This is a genomic window from Streptomyces sp. NPDC060027 (genome assembly GCF_042737005.1).
In the GTDB taxonomy this organism is placed as follows: domain Bacteria; phylum Actinomycetota; class Actinomycetes; order Streptomycetales; family Streptomycetaceae; genus Streptomyces.
The window spans coordinates 1-18884 of sequence record NZ_JBHWVI010000171.1; the positions used below are offsets into that span (position 1 = coordinate 1).

The window sequence follows — 18884 nt, forward strand, 5'->3', positions numbered from 1 at the left end:
GTGCGGGCCAGGCAGGGGCCGCGGGTGCCGCGGGAGGCGGCGGCGCGGCCTGGCCGGAGGCCGCCGGTGCCATCGCGGCGAGGGCCGGGGAACGGCCGCCGGTACGCGGCCTGTTGCCCGGGCGGGACGGGACCGGCTGCGCGAAGTCACCCAGGCCGGTGTCGAACACCTCTGGGTATGCGCTGCCGGGCGCGGGTGGCGGTGCGCCGTAACCCTGAGGTGACGGCGGCGCCGCGGTGAGCGGCTGGCCGTAGCCCTGCAGCGTGGGCTGTGATGGCGGAACGGGAGCGGACGCGAACCCGCCCGCCGCGACCGCGGTGCCGCCCCTGACGGTCGGCGAAGCGCTGGTCGTGGCGGGCCGAGGGCCCGCTCCGTCGTACCCGGCGAAGAGGTCGGCCAGCCCCGTCGGCGGCTCGCGCCAGCCGGAAGGCGTGGGGGAGGACTGACGGCGCCCGATCCGAAGGGAGCGCAGCCTGGGCAGGTCGGTACGGCGCCGCAGGTCGGCGGTGGCCAGGGCGATGCGTACGCCGGTCCAGTCCTCGCCGGTGCGCTGGGCGATGGAGGCGCGCAGCACCAGGCGGCCACTGCTGTCGCCCTGACGGTGGGTGAGACGGTAGGCCGGCACCCAGACCGCGCCCGGCACCGCGTACTCCAGCTCCACTTCCGCTTCACCGGTGCCGTCGAAGGTCACGACCGCCGAGACCGTGGTCTCCACGTGCGCGGGCGGCGCGTCGGTGGAGGCGCGGGCGAGCCGGTCGGCGGCGACGCGGAGCGCGTGCTCGGCCTGGACCTGCGCCTCCTCCAGTTCGGCGAGACGGGTGTGCAGCCCGGTCAGCCGCTCGTCGACGAACTCGGCGAGCTCCAGCCACGCATCGACCGGGGTGCGGCGGTGCGGGTCATCGCGCCTGCGGATCGGCGGGACCGGGTGCAGAGACCCGACCTCCCCGATCAGAATCAGCTGCCGGTCGAGGCGCTCCCGCGCCGCCGCGTACTCCTCACGCAGCCGCTCCACCTCGCGTTGCAACGCGTCGGGCACGGCGGCGCCGAGCGGCTCGGCCTCCACCTCCACCCGTGCCTCGACGACGCGCACCCCGGGGGCGTCCGTGACGCGGGCCCGCAAGGACCCCGGGTCCAGTGAGCGGGGCAGTCCCGTCACCCTGACGCACCCGCCCGGCGGCACGCTGCCCCGCGCCAGGCGGCGGCAGATCGCGCCCTGCGCGTACACCACGACCGAATCGAGGGCCGACGCCCACCTGTGTGCTGTCTCAGCCGCCATGCGCTCCGTCCCCCGTCGTGTCCGTGCTGAGCGAAGCCTACGTCCAGGCGGTCCGTGCTTCCCGGTGAATGTGATCCGGAGAACCCGGCGCTCCCCGTGCGCCCGACGCCGGCCGCTTCCCGCTCGCCGCCGCGGCTCGTCGGCACCGGATCGGTTCGAAGTCGTGGCCTCGCTCTGTTGACGGTGCCGAGTGATTGTCAGTTTACTGGCCTGGCGTGAAACTAAGTTTCACCAAGGGAAACGCTCTGCGCCACCTCGGAGTCCGGCCGCAAGGGCTGTGAAGGGCCGCTCCCTCGTACGTCGTCCGATCCGACATGACATGACATGACGGAAGATTCGGAGTACTCATGGTGCGTCCCACTCACCTCCTCGCGTCCGGTACGAGGCGGGCCGTGATCGCCTTCCTCCTCGGCGTCGCCCTCCTGGCGGGGTCCGGCGGTCTGACCCGGGCGGAGGCCGCGGACAGTCCGACCGTCTACCCGACGGCCGCCTAGGCCACCACCGTCGGCCAGGACCCGTCCGACATCTACTACCCCGCGTCCACCACCCGTCGGCTGCCCGTGGCGCTGCTGCTCCAGGGCGCGAACGTCGACAAGTCCGCGTACGCGGGATACGCCCGCACCGTCGCCGCCTTCGGGTTCGTCGTGGTCGTGCCCAACCACACGAGGACCTTGTACGGCGTGCCCGGACTGTGGGCCTCCTCCGACGAGGGGCTCACCGCGGTGGCGTGGGCCGCCGCCGAGAACAGCCGCGCCGACAGTCCTCTCGCCGGACGCATCGACGCCGACACCCTGGTTCTGCTCGGCCATTCCTTCGGCGGCGCCGCGGGGCTCGGCATCGTGCAAGGCCAGTGCGCCCCGCCGTTCTGCTTCGGCCTGCCCGCCGGCGCGGTCAGGCCCGCCCAGCTGAAGGCTGCCGCCTTCTTCGGCACCAGCAACGTGCCCCCCGGCGGCGGGACCGCTCCGGCCGTCGACAACACCGGAGTGCCCCTGGCGCTGGTGCAGGGGAGCGCCGACGGCGTCGCTCCACCGGCCGCCGCCCAGGCCACCTACGACGCGCTGACCGCCGGGCCGAAGGCCCTCGTCACCGTCACCGGGGCCAATCACTACGGCCTGACCGACGTGCAGAACCCGCCCGGAGCGCTGCCGGACGCGTCGGTCCAGCCGCTCGACCAGACCGAGAGCATCCGCACCTCCGCCCGGTGGTCCGCGCTGTTCCTCCGGGCGAGCCTGGGTGACGCGCTCGCCGCCTCGTACGTACGACAGTGGGGGGACGCCGTCGACAGCGCGGTCACCGTCCAGCAGGCCTACTGACCGGACGCCCTGGCCAGGCGCTTGACCGGACGCCCTGGCCAGGCGAACTGACCGGGCTCACCGGCCAGGCAAAAGGCCGGCTGCTCCCGTCCCCCGGTCGCAGGGCCGGATGGTCGGATGCCGCCGCTCGCCCGCGCACTGCGATGGAGTCGACGCGATCCGCCAACAGCCTTTCCTGTCCGCCTCGTTGACAGGGTGAGGCTGTCGCGTCGACGATGACCGGGCGGTCACATGACCGCCCGGTCATGCGCAGGTACGCCCGCCGTACTCCGGCCGGGCGCAACCGGCCGACCGGCCGCCCCGGCGCGTGTGCATCACCGACATCTGGGTGGACAGCGCCGCCTCGATGGCGGGCGGCCGCGAACTGTGGGGCATCCCCAAGGAGATGGCGGCCTTCGACGTCGACCGGACCGCGGGCGTACGGGCCGCCGCGAGGACCGCGGAGGCCGCTCTGGCCGACGCCGTCTTCGAACCGGGGCGCCGCCTGCCCGGCCGCTGGCCCTTGAGCTATCGCGTCGCGCAGACCCGTCACGGCAGGCTGAAGACGACCCCCGTCCGCTCGCGGTCCACGGTGCGGACCGCACGGGCACGCTGGGCGGCGCACGAGAGCGGGCCGCTGCGGGAACTCACTCGTCGCCCGACCCTGTTGAGCCTCGCGCTGAACGACTTCAGCATCCAGTTCGGCGATGGCGCAGGTGGCCCGGCCGAGTGAGGGAGTGACATGGTCTCGACGATCCTGGCGCTGATTGGCGTACTCCAACTCCGCCTCGCCTTGGCCGCGTTCCGCGGGGGCCGCGGGCCCGGGCTGTGGACCGGTGTCCTCGGCTGCGCGCTGGCCTACGACTCGCTGGTCGTGGCGGCCGGGGCGGTGCTGGGGGAGGGCGCCGCCCTGGAGTCGCTCAACACCGGCCGTTTCGTGGTGCACGCCGTGCTGACACCGCTCGCGGTGGTGTGCGGCGCGCTGCTGCTCGACCCCGGGCGGCGTACGGCCCGGTGGGCTTGGGCGTGCGCCGCGGCCCTGTCCTTGCTCGGCGTGTCCACCACACTGCCGGGACTCGAACTGGAGCCCCGTTCCTGGGCCGACACCCTGCGCTACACGGACGCCGGCGACGCGGGTGCCCCCGTGGCCGCGGTCGTCTCCATCCTGGTGCTGTTGGCGATAGGCGTCGTGGTGTGGAAGCGCCGCTCCGTACCCTGGATCGCCCTGGGAGCCTTCGCCGTCTTCACCGCCTCGGCCCTCGCCTTCAAGGTGCCACCGCTGGGCAACCTCGGCGAAGGACTCATGCTGGCCGGCCTGCTGGCCGCCCTGCGCGACCGGCGCATGGACACGGGCCGCACGTCCGCACCCGCACCGGCCGCGCCGTGAGCCGGCCGGGCTCCCGCGAGCCCGGCCCGGTCCCCACCGGCAGTCCTCAGTGTTCGCGCAACAGCGACCCCGCGCCCCGCACCTGGTCGGTGATCCCGTTGTCGCGCAGCGCCATCCACCACGTGGCGGCGTTGATGGCGATCACCGGAAGGCCGAGCCAGCGCTCGGCCTCGTCGGCCAGAGCGACCATGGAGAGGTTGGTCCCGCACTGAACGAGGGCGTCGACGCCGTCCAGGCGCGCGAGTTCGGTCAGTGCCTCGCGCAGCTGCCGCTCGTCGACGTGGGCGATGGACACGGCCGTGGGGCAACGCAGTCCGGTGACACCGGCGACCTCGAAACCGAGTTCCGTGAAGAACCGCCGTACGTTGGCGTCACCGACCGGCTGATACGGGGTCAGTACGCCGATGCGGCGGGCGTCGAACAGGCGCAGCGCCCGGTCGCACGCCTCGGCGCCGGTGGCGACCTGGAGACCGGTGGCCTCGTGGATCTGGCGGATGAACTCGCGGTTGCCCTGGACGCCGCCCCAGAACGTCTCGGCCGACATGCCCATCACCATGTAGTCGGGTTCGCAGGTGAGCACCCGCTCGCAGGCGGCGCCGATCTCGTCGCGGATCTGCTCCAGCAGCCGTTCCATGCCGGCGTCGCCGGACATGTTCTGGTCCCGGATGTGGATGCGCGAGAAGTGCGATGTCACTCCGGGCACGGTCATCCGGTGGAAGTCCGGCTCCACGATGGTGTTGGTACTGGGGGCGATGACGCCGAACTTGTGTCGCCAGCCGAGGACGTCGGTCATGGGGTCACCGTTCTGGACAGGCCGGCCGGGTGAGGCGCGGAGCGGGACAGCGAGCGGGCGAGCCTGAGGGCGGCGATGAGCAGTGCCGCCTGGGTGAGGGTGTTGCAGGACTGCTCGACCCATTGCAGGGCGACGCTCTGGTCAGGGCGGGCGGCCAGCGGCCCCAGGACGTACATGCCGAGCAGCCACAGGCCCGCCGCCGACGCGGCCGGAGTGTCCCCGGCGGCCCGTGCGAGCAGGATGAGACGGACTCCGCACACGGTGACCGCGGCGATGGTCAGGACCATGGCGGGCAGGGTCGAGGCAGGAGCAGCGACACCGCACCGAGGAGTGTCCAGGTCGCGGCGAACCCCCACAGCGGGGGGACCCGGTCCGTTCCCCTCGGCGAGGCCACCGGCGACGGCAGCGTCAGCAAGGCGTGGGCGAGCAGCAGGAAGCCCGCGGCGAGCAGCGGGAACAGGGCCTTGTTCATGGGTTGGACGTCCGGTCCGTCGAGGGACACGACGAGCTTCCAGACCGCCTTGGACAGACCGCCCGCCAGGATCAGGGCGGTTCCCGTGGCCGCCGTGGCTCTCGCCCGGGGTACGGCCCGCGCGACCGGCCGGATCAGACAGGCCGCCCCGACGCCGGTCAGGACGACCGGCATGAAGTCCTGGAGGGCGAGCGCGACGGGGTAGTCCACCGGGGTGCTCACAGGGCCCCCTCCCTGCCGTGCCCGGACCCGCGCTCCGGGTCCGGCGCGTCCGCCGGTCCGGCCGGTTCCACCGATCCTGCCGGTTCCGCCGGTCCCGGCGCCGCCGGTGGTCCGGGCGGGGCGGGTGGCAGGACGTCGCGGGTGCGGAACCCGGCGGTCGCGAACCGGGCCGCCGCCTTGCGCCGGGTCAGCCAGGCGACCCGGCCGCCGTTGCGGGTCCTGTCCGCCAGCACCCGGTCGGCCAGCCAGGGCGCCACGGTCTCCACCCGGTCCGCGAGGATGTTCACCACCCTGCGGACCCTCGCGTACTCCGCGGGGTCGTAGTCGTGCAGGAGGAGGTCGGTCACGACCATGCCCGGCGACAGGCACAGCGCCCGTACGTCGTGCGGCGCGGCCCCCGCCCGTTCGCGGAGGTCCGCGGCCAGGGCGCGGGTCAGGTAGGTGACGGCGCGCTTGGTGGTGCCGTACGCGCCGAGGCCCGGCAGGACGCGTCCGTCGGAGCCGAGGCCCTCCATGTTCCACAGGCGTCCGCGGCCCGTGGCGAGGAACCCGTTCAGGGCGACCGCCGATCCATGGGCCGTGCCCAGCAGGTTCGTGGCGACGACGGCTTCCAGGGCGCCGTCCGGCAGGTCCCACAACGGCCGCCGGACCGTGGTCGCCCCGGCGTTGTTGATCCACACGTCGACACCGCCGAAGGCGTCGAGGGCCGCGTCCCACAGGTCCTGCACCTGGCCCCGGTCGGTGACGTCCGCCGCCCGCGCGAGGAGCCGGTCCGCCGGGGCGCCCAGTGCCGCGGCGGCCTCCTTCACCGCCCGTGCCCCGCGACCGGACACCACGACGCGGCAGCCCCGGTCGAGGAAGGAACGGGCCAGGCCGTGGCCGACGCCGCGGGTGCTGCCCGTGACCACCACGACGGGTGCCCGCGTCATCACGTCTCCTCCCAGTCGAGGACGCCGTGCACGACGGCGGCCAGGACGTTGCCGTCGAACAGCTCCCAGGTGACGGCCAGCCGACCGCCCGCGGTCATGCCCGGAGTGGCGTCCAACGCGAACTCGCGTCCCTTGACCTTGTGCACGTCCCCGTCGGTGAAGTGCCAGACCGGGTAGTTGGCCCGCCCGAACGCCTGGGCGTTGCCCCAGGCCTGCGGCCCCTCCCAGAACTCCCGGGTGCCGTCCCGGCGGCGTACGACCGTGAACGCGCGGTCGACCCCGGCGCCGGTCCAGCGCACCCGGTGCTCGGTGCGCAGCAGGTCCAGCGGGGTGAGCCGGTCCTCCACCTCGACCGTGCCCAGCGGTTTCTGGTCGGCGCCCCACACCTCGCACGTCCCCCGGAAGGCACCGGACCGCTTGGTGGGCAGGATCCACGGCACGGGACCCGACCGGGTCTCCGCGGCGAGATGGGCGTCGATCACGGCACGCGTCGCGGGGTCGTCGGCCCCGGCGTCGACGGTGCGCCGGTAGAGGCCGTTGAAGCAGCCCACCACCGTCCATCCCTGGTGGAGCACGGACGAGTAGACCTGGGTCTCGCCGTCGGGCAGGACGTGGTTCCAGGTGTTGAGGTCGACCTGCCAGCCGGGGCCGTAGTAGTGGGCGTCCACGAACGAGCCGTACGGCTGGCCCGTTCCGTGGAAGTCGGGCCCGTGATAGATCCGGTTGTCGTCGGCGTCGGTCACGGCGAACGCGAAGGGCGCGGCGAGCCGGAACCGGCCGGCCAGCGGGCCGCCGCCCTCCAGGCCGCCGTCCATGCGGTAGACGGTGCCCCCGTCCTCGGACGCCGAGGAACGGCGGATGTCCTCGAATCCGCACCAGGTGCCCGTCGCGTCGAACAGCGAGGGCCGGCCGTGCCATTCACCGGTGATGCGCCGCTGCCAGGCGCTGGGCGCCGGGGCGCTCACGAGGCGTCCCCTGCCGTGCCGTCGGGGCTGCCGGTGATCAGCAGGCCGCGCAGCGCGTCGGTCGTGGCCGGGCCGAGGAGCCGGTCGACCTGTGCCCACACCGGATCGATCTCACGGCTGAACAGGGCGGCCCGCAGCCGTCGGTCGCGGTCGGCCAGGTCGGTGTCCTTCACTTCGTCGGCCGCTCCGGACGGGAAGGCCCCGACCAGTGTCAGCCAGTGCTCCAGATAGCTATCGGCGAGCGGTCCCACAGCCCGCAGCGCCGCCTCGTCGGCACGGTGCACCAGCATCCACGGCGACATGAGGGCGCGCTGGCGGGGACCGATCGCCGCGGGAGTCAGCCCGGGGATCTCCGCCGCGCTGCCGTGCGCGGTGGTCAGGGGGCCGTAGACGGTGTCGGTGTACGCGGGATGGGAGGCGAGATCCGCCCGTTGCACCAGGTCGAGGTGGAAGGCGTAGCCCTCCCCGGCGTGCACGGCGTCGAGGGTGAAGTGCGGCAGCGGGCCGTCGGCCGCGCCGAACGCGAACACCATGTGGCTGTCGAGGCCGACGGTCGGGACCACCAGGGAGATGTGCACGACGGACGCGACGGGGCCGCTCCCCGTGAAATACCGTACGGAGCCGACCTGGCCGGGGAAGGCGTCCCCGGTCAACCGCGCCCAGGGCGTGGGGGATTCGGTGACGCCTGTGACGGCTGTCAGCCGGTCGAGGACCTGTGTGGACAGTGCGGCGGGCGGGGACTGCGCCGCCTGGCGGTCGGGCGGGACGGGCTGGGGATTCGCTGCTGTCTGATCCGGCATCTGCGGGCTCACTCTCCGGACGGGTGCTGTTCGGGGGCGTCGTCGTCCTTGTCGGGGCCGGACGCGGACTGGGCGCCGTCGACCGTGGGGTGGAGACCGTGCGCCTTCTGCTCCCAGGCGCGGGCGAACTCGGGAACCTCGCGGCGGCCGGGGGAGGCGATCACCGTCGACGTACGCTCGGGCACGTCTCCGGTGATGCGGTCGCCGTCGCCCACCGTCCAGCCCTTGGCGGCGAGTTCCTGCCTCCTGCGGCGGTAGGCGACCGAGATCAGGTCGGAGCGCAGGTGGAGTTCCGCGCCCAGGTCGGCGGGGAGCAGCTCCGGACGGGTCCCGTCCACCACCGGGGCGTCCTGGCCGAAGATCCGGTAGACCCGCTTGCGTGTGTTGGCGTCGGCCCAGGAACCCGTGAAGAAGTCGCGCAGAGCGACCCACTTGACGAGGGTGGTGGTCTCGTCGACCGGGATGTTCGTGTCGTAGATGATCATGTTCCCGAACGGCAGCCGTACATGCAGTTTGACGAGGTTCGGCAGCATCCAGCCCGCGGTGCTCACCACGGGCGGCCGGTCCCGCCCCTGCGACCGCCGGTCCTGGTAGAGCTTCGACCACAGCCCCTTGGCGGCCGGCGGGTGCATGGAGACGGTGGCGAACGCCGACCACTCGTCGGGCTGGTCGAGGGTGTACTCCTCGACCTCCGGACGGTCCGGGTTGCCGAAGGAACCCGCGTGCACGAACGGGGTGTGCGCGATGTCGCAGCCGTTCTCCAGCACCCGCTCGTAGTTGGAGTGCCACAGGTACTCGCCGGTGACCGCCCGGAAGCGGCCACCGTCCTCCAACAGCTCGTCGAACTCGGGCCACTTGGGGAGGGGAGGCCGTTCCTCTTCGGGCAGGTTGCCGAGGAACACCCAGACGAACCCGTACCGTTCCCGCACCGGGTACGCGTCGACCCGGGCCTTCCTCGGGATGCCGCGGCCGGGCAGGTTGGCGGGGATCCGGCTGCAGGCCCCGTCGGGTTCGAAGCGCCAGCCGTGGTAGGGGCACACGACGCGGTCCCCGGCGAGCGTGCCGCCGGACAGGGCCGCGCCGCGGTGCGCGCAGAGGTCGGACAGGGCCACCGGACGGCCGTCCCCGGTGCGGTACAGCACCAGGCTCTGGCCCAGACAGGTCACTTTCAGCGGCTGGCGTCCCACACGGTCGGCGAACTCGACCGCGTACCAGAAGTTCTTGAGCATCCGTGGCGCTCCTCGGCGTCGTTCTCGGTTCCGGGGGCGGGCCTTCGCCCGCGGGGGCCGTGCGGGGCCGTCGTACGGGGTTCAGCGGCGGTGCACCGCGACCAGCCCGGGGTGCGGGGGCCGCAGCAGTTCCTCGAACCGGCCCCGCGCCGCGGTGTCGTCGCGCAGGTGGGCGGTGCAGAACAGGGTGACCAGACGGGACAGCAGGGCTCTGGCGGCACCGCCGTCGTCTGGGGCCGTCCGTTCCAGGAACCCGCGCGCACCGGTGGGGTCCTCGGGGTGGCAGGCGGTGAAGTGGTTCGCGCCCGCCAGCGTGGCCAGGACGCTGCCGCCGGCCGCGTCGGGAACGGCCTCGTGGAACGTACGGGCCACCGGATCCCGCGGCGCGACGCCGGGCGGTCCGGTGTAGCGGTCCGCGCTCGCGGCGATCACACCGTCGTGCTCGCCGGACAGCAGCAGCACCGGAGCGCCCCCGCCCGCGGGTAGGACGGTCCCGGGTGGCCAGCCGAGCAGGTCGGCGACGACCGTGTGGGCTCCGTAGGCGAACACCGCCCGTACACCCGGGGTCAGACCGGCCGACTGAAGCGCCACCGTGCCACCCGCGGAGTGCCCGCCCAGGGCGACCCGGTCCGTGTCGAGCAGCCCGGCCAGCGGCGGTCTGGCGCCGAGTTCCCGTACGGCGCCCAGCAGAGCGCCGATGAGCGGGCTGGTCGGACGGGTGCCGTACCCGGCGGGCGCCGCCGCTTCGAGGTCCACCGTCGGGGTGAGACCGTGCCTGCCGGCGAACAGCTCGCCCACGAGATCCGCGGTGACGGTGACCACGCCCGCCGAGGCGAGCGCGACGGCCAGCCAACGGTAGGCGTCCTGACCGACGTTGATGCCCGGGAGGAGCAGCGCCACCGGGTACGGGGCGCCCGCCGGGTCGGCCGGGATCTCGCCCGAGAGCCGTTCCGCGTCGGAGCCGGTGGGCCGCGCCGGATAGAACACCCGCAGGTGCGCGGTGTCGAACGGCTCCTTGAGACCCGGCACCCGGCAGGCCCACCACAGGGCCCGTACGGTGGTGGTCACGTCGGCCTCGGCAGCTCCCGGTCCCCGCCCCACAGGGCCCGGACCAGGCGGTCGGTCGTCTCCGCGCCGAAGTAGCGCACCCCCATGACATTGGCCGGGTCACGCTCCGCGATGTTGCGCCGGGTGGCCAGGTCGGCGGCGGCCAGGGCCTCCCGCTCGTCCAAGGGCACGGCCTGCGCCGCGTCCACCCATCCGAGCCAGCGGTCCACGTGCGCGTGGGTGAGCGAGCGGACCAGGTCGACGTGCTCCTGGTCGCGGGGCATCGAGTAGCAGTACGCGGTCGGGGACAGACTCGCCCGGATGAATCCGGCCCGGCTGGTGAACCAGTCCAGCGCCGGGTGCCGTTCACGGGTGGCGAGCCACTCCGCGTCGAGGGGAGCGTAGTAGCGGTCGTAGTACGCGCCGTCGGCGACCAGGTTCGTGCGGGGCACCGAGTCGAGGTAGAACCAGCCTCCCGGCCGGCACAGCAGGGCGATGCCCAGGTGCGGTACGCGGATGTGCGGGCCCAGCCAGACGGTCAGGTGCAGGTTGGCGAAGCCGCGGGTCGGGTTGCCGAGCCAGGAGTGCACCATCCAGTCGACCTCGGGCCCGCTGTAGGCGGCCAGCGAGCCTCCCGGGCTCTCCGGGGGCGCGCCGTAGGAGTCCAGGGCCAGCGTGGAGGGATCGCGGCGCAGCTCGAAGCGGGCGTCGATCTTGGACTTGAGCTCCGAGAGCAGTTCCTGCCACTGCTCGAAGGTCTCGGTCACGTCGGTGACGGGCGCGTCGTCCGTCATGTCCTGCACGGCCTTGAGGGTCTCGGCCACGGTGAAACTCCTCGGGGTTCGCGGTGGTGGCGTCGGAGGGGCAGGCGGGTCAGGTGGGTCGGGAGTGGCCAGATGGGGGCGTTCGTCCAGTGGTCGCTTGTGGCGTGAGAGTTGGGCGGGCAGTGGGGCAGGTGGAACAGGTGGGTCCGGGCGGTAACGCGGGTCGCGCGGCGCCGGGTGGATCAGCTGCGGGCCGGGCCGGTTCGGTGGGGGGCGGCTCACGGGGGCTGCGGCGGTCAGGCCGGGCGTGCGGTCGGTGCGCCGGCTGGGACGGCCGGAGCGACCAGCGCGCCGGACAGCCGCCAGGGCCGTCCGTCGACCAGGTCGGTGGAGCGGGACACAAGCCGGCGCAGGGCCTGGGCGGGGTGGATCTCGGCCAGGGTGACGGGGCCGCTCGCGGTGGTGGTGCGGGGATGGCTGATGCGGCCGGTGAAGCCGCCCTCGCGGTTCTGCCAGAGTCCGAAATCGGCGGGGAGCGCGTGCACCGCGTCCTGGCCGTGGCCGGACGCGACCAGGTTGAGCCGGTTCTCGGCCGAGCGCTCGGGCAGCCCCAGGGCGCTCTCCCAGGGCTCCAGGCCCGTGAAGCAGACCGCCACGGTGTCGGCACCGGCGAGCGCGGCGAGTCGGAAGGTCTCCGGCTGGACACTGTCGTCCCCGGTCACCAGGGCGATCCGTCCCCAGGCGGCGTCATGGACCTCGGGCGGGCCCGGCCGCCGGGTCGCCCACGAGGCGTGCCGGGCGCTCGGATGGAACTGGGGGACGCGCAGCACCGGCCCGCCCGCTCCGGTCAGCACGCCCAGGTGCACAGGCCCCTCCGGCACGGTGCAGGCGAGCAGGGCGTCGGTACCGCTCAGCGCGTCCGCCAGGGTCCGCAGCGCCGCGGCGGCCAGGGCGTCGGCCTCGGCCCCCGTCCCGCCCGCGGGGACGCGGCCGGAGGGAAAGAAGAAGAGCTCGGGAAGGACCAGCAGGCGGGCGCCGCGCGCGGCGGCCTCGGCGGCCAGCCGTGCCGCGTCCTCGACCGCCGCCCGTCCGGTGCCCGAGGGCCGGAGCACCGCGGCCGTCACGCTCTCGGCGCGCCGCCCGCCGAACGCGGGCACGGGGCGCGGGGAACGCGCGATCGGGCCGTACAGGTCGGGACGGCGGGCCGCGAACACGTCGGTACCGTCCGGCCGGTGCTTGTCGAGGGCGCCGAGCGGGTCGATGTCGGCCACCGCGAGAGCCTCGCCGGTGCGCGGCGCCTTGGCGACCACCGTGCCGTCCGGGGCCACGATCTGGCTCTCGCCCGCGCCGTGGAGCGCCTCGGGCGGGATGCCCAGACCTCCCGCGACGGCGGCGAGCCTGGCTTCGGGGATGAGGGGGCCGACCTTGTTCGCGGCGATCACCCACACCTTGTTCTCCGCGGCGCGGACGGGAATGTGCAGCGACGCCTCGTCCAGCGCGAAGGAGTTGAGGCTGTTGAGCAGTAACCGTGCCCCGCGCAGGGACAGGGAGCGGCACACCTCGTTGATCACCCCTTCCATGCAGGAGTAGAGGCCGATCGGGCCGAGCTCGGTCGCCACCACCGGGCCCGCCGAGTCGGCGGGGTCGAGGTGGTCGTTCTCGCTGCCCATCAGTGTCTGTTTGTCGGCCCGTCCCGCGAGTGTCCCGTCCGGGGCGAAGAGCAGACTCGCCGCGGTGACCCGCATGCCGTCGGTCCGGCCGGGGACGGGCGGCGCGGCGGGTGTGGCGAGGGTGACGTGCAGCTTGACGTACAGCCGGTCCCGCGCGGCCGCCGCCGCCACTTCGGTGAGGAACGCGTCCCCGGGGACACATGCCTCGCGCAGCGCGTGCTCCCTGTCCTCGTACCAGGACAAGTGGTTGCAGAACTCGGGCAGTACGACCAGGTCGGCCGCTCGGCCGGCCGCCGCCGCGACGGCGCGCAGCACCGCGGCGAGGTTGGCCGATCGGTCGCCTCCCACGGCGAACTGGGCCGCCGCGACGCGCACGGAGACAGGGGGCATCACACTCTCCCTTGGTTCCCCTGGTGGAACAGTGTTTCCTGAACATACACTCGCCGACAGCCCTGCGACAGAGGGGAATTCCGCTGTCGCCCAGCGAAAGGACCCCTGTGCTCACTCATGTCGTGCTGATGAGGTTCAAGGACCCGGCCGACGCGCCCGAGGCCCACCGCAGACTGGAGCAACTGGCCCCGCTGGTAGGGGAGATGCGCTCCATGACGCTGGGGCTCGATGTCCTGGACACGCCGGTCTCCTACCACCTCAGCATGATCACCAGCCATGCCGGGCCGGACGAACTGGCGGCCTATCAGAGGCATCCGGAGCACGTGCTGGTCGCGGCGTGGCTGCGCCCCCGGCTCGCGGACCGGGCCGTGGTCGACAGCGTCGAGGAGGAGCCGCGAAAGGGGGCCGGACACCGCTGACGGCTCCGGCCCCTCGTCGAACGGGCCGCCCGCCAGGATCTCCAGCAGATCGCGTTCGGTGGCTTCGGAGCGGTGGTGCTCGGTGCCGTAGGTCAGGCAGACGCGGGCCTCGTCAGCCAGAGCCCATGGCGAGTACTTCATAGAAGGGCTTTTCAGCCAGGGCTGTGGCCGCTCGGGCGGCCACAGCTGCACGAAGTCCTCCTCGCCAAACTCCGCAACGCGAACGCTCTGGACTTCTCCCGCGCCCCCTTGGGTGCGCACTGATCTGCTCGCGGCGACTGAAGTCATCGCACCAGGCGTTCTTACCGTTCGGCGTCGCCCCACTCCTGGACGACCACCTCGTCGCCGACTGACAGCTTCCCCGGCCGTATCACGGAGAACTTCGCGCCGAACACTACGCCCCCGCTCGCCGCTCGCCGGTAGCCCGCGAGCGTGCGCAGGGGCTCCTGCCCCCGCCGCGCTCCGACCTCCTGCTCAACCAGAGTGACCGCACAGCGCACCGCGAGTTTGGCATAGCCCAACTCGGCCCCGCCGATGGTGATGCGGCGTGCGCGGTCCTCGGCGTGCGGTACGGCTGCCCAGTCGCCGCCGTCGCTGTCATGACCGTGACCGTCGCGGCTGTCGACGACGATGTTCGGGCGAAAGCGGTTCATCGACAGGGGCGGGGCGCCACGCTCGGCCATCCGCCGGTTGAGGAGGTGAGGGAGGCGCGGGACAGCAGGTGCGCGGCGCTGCTGTCGGCATAGCCGGAGGGGCCAGGGGCCAGGGGTCAGGCCGTCGGCGACCCGGTCGTGCTCCGGCGGCACGCGGACCAGACGGCTGGGGGTGCAGAGGACCTCCGAGAGCCGGGCGGCGGCGTCGTCACCCTGGGCAATCCCAACCCCCAGCCCGGATGCGCGGCTTGATCAGGCGGTCGTCAACGGGCTCGCGGCCGCTTGCGACCTGTGCGCGGCCTGCCGGGCGTGGCGCACCATCGTCTCGATGTCAAGCGGATCGTTCTTCGCAGCCTGCTGATCGGGCCTGTCCCTGGGGACCGGACGATCTGTTGCACGAGCCATGCTGTCCTCGCTCATGGGAGCGCCTCCTTCCATCAGCTCTCATTCGTCTGCCCCATATCGCCTCAGGCAGGCGCCACTTGGGAGTCGCGGTGAAGGCGGCCACGCGGGGCCGAGGACCATGGATCCGCACTGAGTCCTGCTCCAGATGTCCACCACTGCGTGGTTCTCGGCGCTTTCGGCCTGGTCGGGCCGGCATGCGACCACATGGTGGGTACAGGCGCAGTTGCCGGGCTTTGACCGGTAGACAGCACACGGGGGCAACGGCGCACACAGTGGGAGGGGCCCGATATGACGATGGTGACCGAGAAGAGCGAAACGGCGACAGAACAAATGCCGGAGATCGCCGACCGTCGCGGGTCTCCCCTAAGAACGCCCGGCAGCTGAACCGGCTCTTCCTGGACCGCCTCGCCGTTCTCGAGGAGGGCACGCCGAGGACCAGGACGCGCGCAACACCCTCATCGAGATGAACCTCTCCCTCGTCCAGTACGCAGCGTCCCGCTTCCGCAACCGGGGCTCAGGCGAACTGGAAGACGTCATCCAGGTAGGCACGATCGGCCTCATCAAAGCCATCGACCGCTTCGACCTGACCCGCGAAGTCGAGTTCACCTCCTTCGCCATCCCTTACATCGTCGGTGACATCAAGCGCTCTTTTCCGCGACACCTCCTGGGCCGTCCACGTCCCACGCCGCCTCCAGGAAGCCCGCATAGAACTCGCCGAAGCCACCGAAGAACTCCGCACCGGCCTCGGACGAAATCCAACCGTCAAATAGTCGATGCCCCGCGTGGCGTCTCCTGCTCGGCCCGGGAGGAGGCGCCACGGGGGCGGGGTTAGACCGACGGGGTGAAGCGGTCCCAGGCGCGATGGCGGGCCAGCAACTCGGTCAGCTCTTCCAACACCGCCTCAGCGATGTCGGCGCTCACCACGCCGGGGGCCTCAGACGTGATGCCGGCCGCAGCCAGTGCCTCCGTTCCCTCGCCCCACGCCCCGAGGGCTTTTCCGTGGCGGTAGGCCTCCATCAGCATGAGCAGCACGCGCGGGTCGATGCCCGTAGCCACTGCGACGTCGTCGTCGGCCTTGGCGTCGCGGGCTCCGTAGGCGTCGGCTCCGACCGCCGGTGCGCCGGCGAGCAGGAGGGCGTCGAACTCGGTGGAGCGGGCGTTGGCGAAGGTGCGCTGAACGGTTACGGGTTCGCCGTCGGGGTCGAGGACGCCACCGGTCGGGGCGATGATCAGGGGCACCATGCCTGCGTCGAGGAGGGCCTGACGGGCCGTTCGTACGTCGGTCAGGTCCTGGTCGCCTTCGGTCACGATGCCGACGATCCTGCCGTCCAGGGGCCAGGTGCCACCAAGCTGGGAGAGTGCCGGGCTGGGCAGGGAGTCGGTCTGTGTCACGGTCGGCTCGGGGGCGGGCAGGCCTAGGCCAGAGGCAACCTGGGCGCACAGTTCGGCGTCGATGTTCGCCAGGACCTTCAGGGCGCGTTCCTTGATCGCCGTTTCCCAGCACTTGCTGAGTTCGAAGGTGTAGGCGGCGACGATGTGCTCACGTTCGGTGGACGTCATGCTCAGCCAGAACAGTCGCGGCTGGGTGAAGTGGTCGTCGAAGGAGGCTGCCACGTCCCGCACCTTGGTCGCCGCCGGCAGCGGCTCGGGGACCTCGATGTAGGCGCCGTTGTCCGCGCCGGCGAGGAACGGGCAGCCGCCGTCGAGGGAGTTGGGCCGGTAAGGCGCGACCCCGCGGTGAACGGCGGTCTGGTGCATGCCGTCGCGGAGCATGTCGTTCACCGGCGCGTGCGTGCGGTTGATGGGCAGCTGCCCGAAATTCGGGCCGCCGAGCCGACTGATTTGGGTGTCGAGGTATGAGAAGAGCCGGCCCTGGAGCAGCGGGTCGTTGGTGACGTCGATGCCGGGTACGAGGTGGCCGACGTGGAAGGCGACCTGCTCGGTCTCTGCGAAGTAGTTCGAGGGGTTCGCGTTCAGTGTGAGCAAGCCGAGCGGTTGGACCGGCGCCAGCTCCTCCGGCACGATTTTCGTCGGGTCCAGCAGGTCGATGCCCTCGAACATCTGGTTGTCGGTGTCGGGGAAGGTCTGGACGCCGAGCTCCCACTGGGGGAAGGCGCCGGCCTCGATCGCGTCGGCCAGGTCCCGGCGGTGGAAGTCGGGGTCCACGCCTGCGGTGATCTGGGCTTCCTCCCACACCAGCGAATGGACGCCGAGTTTCGGCTTCCAGTGGAACTTCACCAGCGTTGTCGCGCCCTCGGTGTCGACGAACCGGAAGGTGTGGACGCCGAATCCCTCCATCATCCGGTAGGAGCGCGGGATGCCGCGGTCGGACATGTTCCACAGCGTGTGGTGAGTGGCCTCCGTGTGCAGGGTGACGAAGTCCCAGAAGGTGTCGTGGGCGCTTTGGGCCTGCGGGATCTCCCGGTCGGGATGCGGCTTGCCGGCGTGGATGACGTCGGGGAACTTGATCGCGTCCTGGATGAAGAACACCGGGATGTTGTTGCCGACCAGGTCGAAGACACCCTCAGTGGTGTAGAACTTCGTCGCGAAGCCCCGGGTGTCGCGCACGGTGTCGGCCGAACCGCGCGAGCCCAGAACAGTGGAGAATCGCACGAACACCGGTGTCTCGACGTCCTTGCCCAGGAACGCTGCCCTGCTGATTCGACCCGCAGTCCCGTAACCCTGGAAGACACCGTGGGCGGCAGCCCCACGGGCGTGCACCACTCGCTCCGGGATCCGCTCGTGGTCGAAGTGGGTGATCTTCTCGCGCAGGTGGTGGTCCTGCAGCAGCACGGGTGCGCGCGTACCCGCCTTCAGCGAATGGTCGGTGTCGTACAGCCGCGCACCCTGTGCCGTGGTCAAGAATTCCCCGCCCTGCGCGACATCCTCCTGCGGGACCCCGGTGATCTGCCCGGTGGGGCTGTACGTCTCCGGACCGCGCTGGTCGGGCTTGGGCGGCAGCGGACCGGTCGGCTCGGTCGGCTCATCGACCGGCGGCGGCACCGGACTCGGCGCGCCCGGGATCTCGTTGCCGGGGTGGCGGCCTTCTTGGACCTTCTGGGCGACCTTGGCGGTGACGGCCGTCACGGGGCTCTTCTTTTTGGTGCTCACAGCGTTCCGATCATTTAGGAGAGGCGGGAGGACTCTTTCCGTCCCGAGGACGGGTCGCGTGAGATCCGCTGGAGGTGAGTACCCCGGTCGGTGACCGCGACGCAGCCGCACACCCGACCGCGCGGGAGGTTCACCCGCTGGGTTGTTCGAGACGGGACCCATCTCGTCTCGCGGCTTTGCTGGTGAACGGCAGGGAGGCTGGGCTCGACGCGCTCATGGCGCCCGTAAGGCAAGGCGCTACTCATCGGATGGCCGCTGAGGGCCGTCCCGCCTCTTGGCCCTGGGCCGCACCAACTCGTACGACCGAATGCCGGCATCCGGCTCAGCGGGTGTGATGGCGCGCCCGGCACCTCTGTCCGTCTCGGCGGACCAGCGTCCCGGGCAGCGTGCCCTACCCGGCGCCGACATCAGCCATCAGTACTCGCTTCGACAGGCCTGTTGCGGCGCCCTCTCAGGGGCTGTAGTGGACCTGCACCGGCATGCCCGATAGGAGTAATTGGTTCGCTTAGATAGGTTTTCATGCATTTCTAGGGGTTACGTGGAGGGTGACCAGGGGATGCAGGAGGCCAGGATGATCACTCAAGGGCAGATTGCCGCCGTGCTGGACCGATCGGTGTACGACGTGGACGGAAACAAGATCGGCGACACCAGGCATGTCTTCCTCGACGATGCGACCGGCGAGCCCGAGTGGGTCAGCGTCAAGACCGGGCTCTTCGGCGCCAGTGAGTCCTTCGTTCCCACTCGCGAGGCGGCCTTGGTGGAGGACCATCTCGAGGTTCCCTACGCCAAGGCCACCGTCAAAGACGCCCCCAACGTGGACGTCGACGCCGGGGGCTTCCTCTCGGTGGAGGAGGAACACCGCCTCTACGAGCACTACGGCATCGCGCGGGACGAAGATCAAGGCTGGCAGCAGGTCGTCAACCAGCCTGACCAGGGCGGACGGCCCCGTACCGACTCGCGGACTGTCACCGATGCCACCGACAGCGCCTCGCTGCCCTACGACAACACCACAGCTTCGGGCATTGCCCGCGGCGCCGAAGAGACTCTCGGCGTCAACACC

At 72.0% G+C, this 18884-nt stretch carries 19 protein-coding genes and 2 pseudogenes; 7 read left to right on the forward strand and 14 right to left on the reverse strand.

Annotated elements, in window-relative coordinates:
- On the reverse strand, nucleotides 1-1276 hold a 1276-nt coding region (locus tag ACFWBT_RS31545), incomplete at its 3' end, for a DUF4139 domain-containing protein (protein ID WP_385706396.1).
- A 347-nt stretch (nucleotides 1277-1623) separates the two neighbouring features.
- On the opposite strand from ACFWBT_RS31545, the gene ACFWBT_RS31550 reads away from it, so the two are divergent.
- The 4 genes from ACFWBT_RS31550 (at nucleotide 1624) to ACFWBT_RS31565 (ending at nucleotide 3955) form a co-directional block, all read left to right on the forward strand.
- Entirely contained in the window at nucleotides 1624-1770 is a 147-nt protein-coding gene (locus ACFWBT_RS31550) for a hypothetical protein (RefSeq protein WP_385706397.1), read from the forward strand.
- 66 nt (nucleotides 1771-1836) lie between these two features.
- On the forward strand, nucleotides 1837-2589 hold the full coding sequence (locus tag ACFWBT_RS31555) for a hypothetical protein (RefSeq protein WP_385706398.1): 753 nt from the start codon (nucleotides 1837-1839) through the stop codon (nucleotides 2587-2589).
- 307 nt (nucleotides 2590-2896) lie between these two features.
- Nucleotides 2897-3301, forward strand: a complete 405-nt coding sequence (locus ACFWBT_RS31560) for an acetoacetate decarboxylase family protein (protein ID WP_385706399.1) — start codon at nucleotides 2897-2899, stop codon at nucleotides 3299-3301.
- 9 nt (nucleotides 3302-3310) lie between these two features.
- A complete protein-coding gene (locus ACFWBT_RS31565; RefSeq protein ID WP_385706400.1) occupies nucleotides 3311-3955 on the forward strand; it encodes a hypothetical protein in 645 nt (214 codons plus the stop codon).
- Nucleotides 3956-4001: 46 nt separating this feature from the next.
- Here the strand turns inward: ACFWBT_RS31565 and ACFWBT_RS31570 are convergent, their stop codons facing one another.
- The 10 genes from ACFWBT_RS31570 to ACFWBT_RS31615 form a co-directional block, all read right to left on the reverse strand.
- Entirely contained in the window at nucleotides 4002-4748 is a 747-nt protein-coding gene (locus ACFWBT_RS31570) for an arylmalonate decarboxylase (protein ID WP_385706401.1), read from the reverse strand.
- Nucleotides 4745-5035: a hypothetical protein gene (locus tag ACFWBT_RS31575; protein ID WP_385706402.1), complete on the reverse strand. Its 291-nt coding sequence runs from the start codon at nucleotides 5033-5035 to the stop codon at nucleotides 4745-4747. The genes ACFWBT_RS31570 and ACFWBT_RS31575 overlap by 4 nt, the downstream gene beginning before the upstream one ends.
- Nucleotides 5026-5442, reverse strand: a complete 417-nt coding sequence (locus ACFWBT_RS31580) for a hypothetical protein (RefSeq protein WP_385706403.1) — start codon at nucleotides 5440-5442, stop codon at nucleotides 5026-5028. Before ACFWBT_RS31580 ends, ACFWBT_RS31575 begins: the two co-directional genes overlap by 10 nt.
- Nucleotides 5439-6371 carry an SDR family NAD(P)-dependent oxidoreductase gene (locus ACFWBT_RS31585; protein WP_385706404.1) on the reverse strand — a complete coding sequence of 311 codons (933 nt, stop codon included), beginning with the start codon at nucleotides 6369-6371 and terminating at the stop codon, nucleotides 5439-5441. Before ACFWBT_RS31585 ends, ACFWBT_RS31580 begins: the two co-directional genes overlap by 4 nt.
- On the reverse strand, nucleotides 6371-7336 hold the full coding sequence (locus ACFWBT_RS31590; RefSeq protein WP_385706405.1) for a hypothetical protein: 966 nt from the start codon (nucleotides 7334-7336) through the stop codon (nucleotides 6371-6373). The genes ACFWBT_RS31585 and ACFWBT_RS31590 overlap by 1 nt, the downstream gene beginning before the upstream one ends.
- Complete coding sequence (locus ACFWBT_RS31595; protein ID WP_385706406.1) at nucleotides 7333-8136, reverse strand: hypothetical protein; 804 nt, start codon at nucleotides 8134-8136, stop codon at nucleotides 7333-7335. The genes ACFWBT_RS31590 and ACFWBT_RS31595 overlap by 4 nt, the downstream gene beginning before the upstream one ends.
- 8 nt (nucleotides 8137-8144) lie before the next feature.
- Nucleotides 8145-9365 carry a Rieske 2Fe-2S domain-containing protein gene (locus ACFWBT_RS31600; protein ID WP_385706407.1) on the reverse strand — a complete coding sequence of 407 codons (1221 nt, stop codon included), beginning with the start codon at nucleotides 9363-9365 and terminating at the stop codon, nucleotides 8145-8147.
- An 81-nt stretch (nucleotides 9366-9446) separates the two neighbouring features.
- On the reverse strand, nucleotides 9447-10433 hold the full coding sequence (locus ACFWBT_RS31605) for an alpha/beta hydrolase family protein (RefSeq protein WP_385706408.1): 987 nt from the start codon (nucleotides 10431-10433) through the stop codon (nucleotides 9447-9449).
- Nucleotides 10430-11236 (reverse strand): hypothetical protein, encoded by an 807-nt coding sequence (locus ACFWBT_RS31610; protein WP_385706409.1) that lies wholly within the window; start codon nucleotides 11234-11236, stop codon nucleotides 10430-10432. Before ACFWBT_RS31610 ends, ACFWBT_RS31605 begins: the two co-directional genes overlap by 4 nt.
- Before the next feature lie 236 nt (nucleotides 11237-11472).
- Nucleotides 11473-13236 carry a nitrilase-related carbon-nitrogen hydrolase gene (locus ACFWBT_RS31615; RefSeq protein ID WP_385706410.1) on the reverse strand — a complete coding sequence of 588 codons (1764 nt, stop codon included), beginning with the start codon at nucleotides 13234-13236 and terminating at the stop codon, nucleotides 11473-11475.
- A 107-nt stretch (nucleotides 13237-13343) separates the two neighbouring features.
- Here ACFWBT_RS31615 and ACFWBT_RS31620 point away from each other — a divergent pair, with 107 nt between their 5' ends.
- On the forward strand, nucleotides 13344-13655 hold the full coding sequence (locus tag ACFWBT_RS31620; RefSeq protein WP_385706411.1) for a Dabb family protein: 312 nt from the start codon (nucleotides 13344-13346) through the stop codon (nucleotides 13653-13655).
- Between the two features lie 302 nt (nucleotides 13656-13957).
- Here ACFWBT_RS31620 and ACFWBT_RS31625 read toward each other — a convergent pair.
- A pseudogene (locus ACFWBT_RS31625) lies at nucleotides 13958-14533 on the reverse strand (MOSC domain-containing protein); the annotation flags it as partial.
- Nucleotides 14534-14560: 27 nt separating this feature from the next.
- Complete coding sequence (locus tag ACFWBT_RS31630; protein WP_385706412.1) at nucleotides 14561-14728, reverse strand: hypothetical protein; 168 nt, start codon at nucleotides 14726-14728, stop codon at nucleotides 14561-14563.
- A gap of 315 nt (nucleotides 14729-15043) precedes the next feature.
- Here ACFWBT_RS31630 and ACFWBT_RS31635 point away from each other — a divergent pair.
- Nucleotides 15044-15480 (forward strand): annotated as a pseudogene (locus ACFWBT_RS31635) (sigma-70 family RNA polymerase sigma factor); the annotation flags it as partial.
- Nucleotides 15481-15541: 61 nt separating this feature from the next.
- Here the strand turns inward: ACFWBT_RS31635 and ACFWBT_RS31640 are convergent.
- Entirely contained in the window at nucleotides 15542-17800 is a 2259-nt protein-coding gene (locus ACFWBT_RS31640) for a catalase (RefSeq protein ID WP_385706414.1), read from the reverse strand.
- A gap of 595 nt (nucleotides 17801-18395) precedes the next feature.
- Here ACFWBT_RS31640 and ACFWBT_RS31645 point away from each other — a divergent pair.
- Nucleotides 18396-18884 (forward strand): PRC-barrel domain-containing protein (locus ACFWBT_RS31645; protein WP_385706413.1); only part of this gene is annotated, 489 nt, incomplete at its 3' end.

Bases quoted from the DNA above. Each gene is read 5' to 3' on its own strand.
- ACFWBT_RS31570 (WP_385706401.1), bottom strand. From the start codon at position 4,748: ATGACCGACGTCCTCGGCTGGCGACACAAGTTCGGCGTCATCGCCCCC.
- ACFWBT_RS31575 (WP_385706402.1), bottom strand. From the start codon at position 5,035: ATGGTCCTGACCATCGCCGCGGTCACCGTGTGCGGAGTCCGTCTCATC.
- ACFWBT_RS31615 (WP_385706410.1), bottom strand. From the start codon at position 13,236: ATGCCCCCTGTCTCCGTGCGCGTCGCGGCGGCCCAGTTCGCCGTGGGA.
- ACFWBT_RS31630 (WP_385706412.1), bottom strand. From the start codon at position 14,728: ATGAGCGAGGACAGCATGGCTCGTGCAACAGATCGTCCGGTCCCCAGG.
- ACFWBT_RS31595 (WP_385706406.1), bottom strand. From the start codon at position 8,136: ATGCCGGATCAGACAGCAGCGAATCCCCAGCCCGTCCCGCCCGACCGC.
- ACFWBT_RS31585 (WP_385706404.1), bottom strand. From the start codon at position 6,371: ATGACGCGGGCACCCGTCGTGGTGGTCACGGGCAGCACCCGCGGCGTC.
- ACFWBT_RS31565 (WP_385706400.1), top strand. From the start codon at position 3,311: ATGGTCTCGACGATCCTGGCGCTGATTGGCGTACTCCAACTCCGCCTC.
- ACFWBT_RS31550 (WP_385706397.1), top strand. From the start codon at position 1,624: ATGGTGCGTCCCACTCACCTCCTCGCGTCCGGTACGAGGCGGGCCGTG.
- ACFWBT_RS31600 (WP_385706407.1), bottom strand. From the start codon at position 9,365: ATGCTCAAGAACTTCTGGTACGCGGTCGAGTTCGCCGACCGTGTGGGA.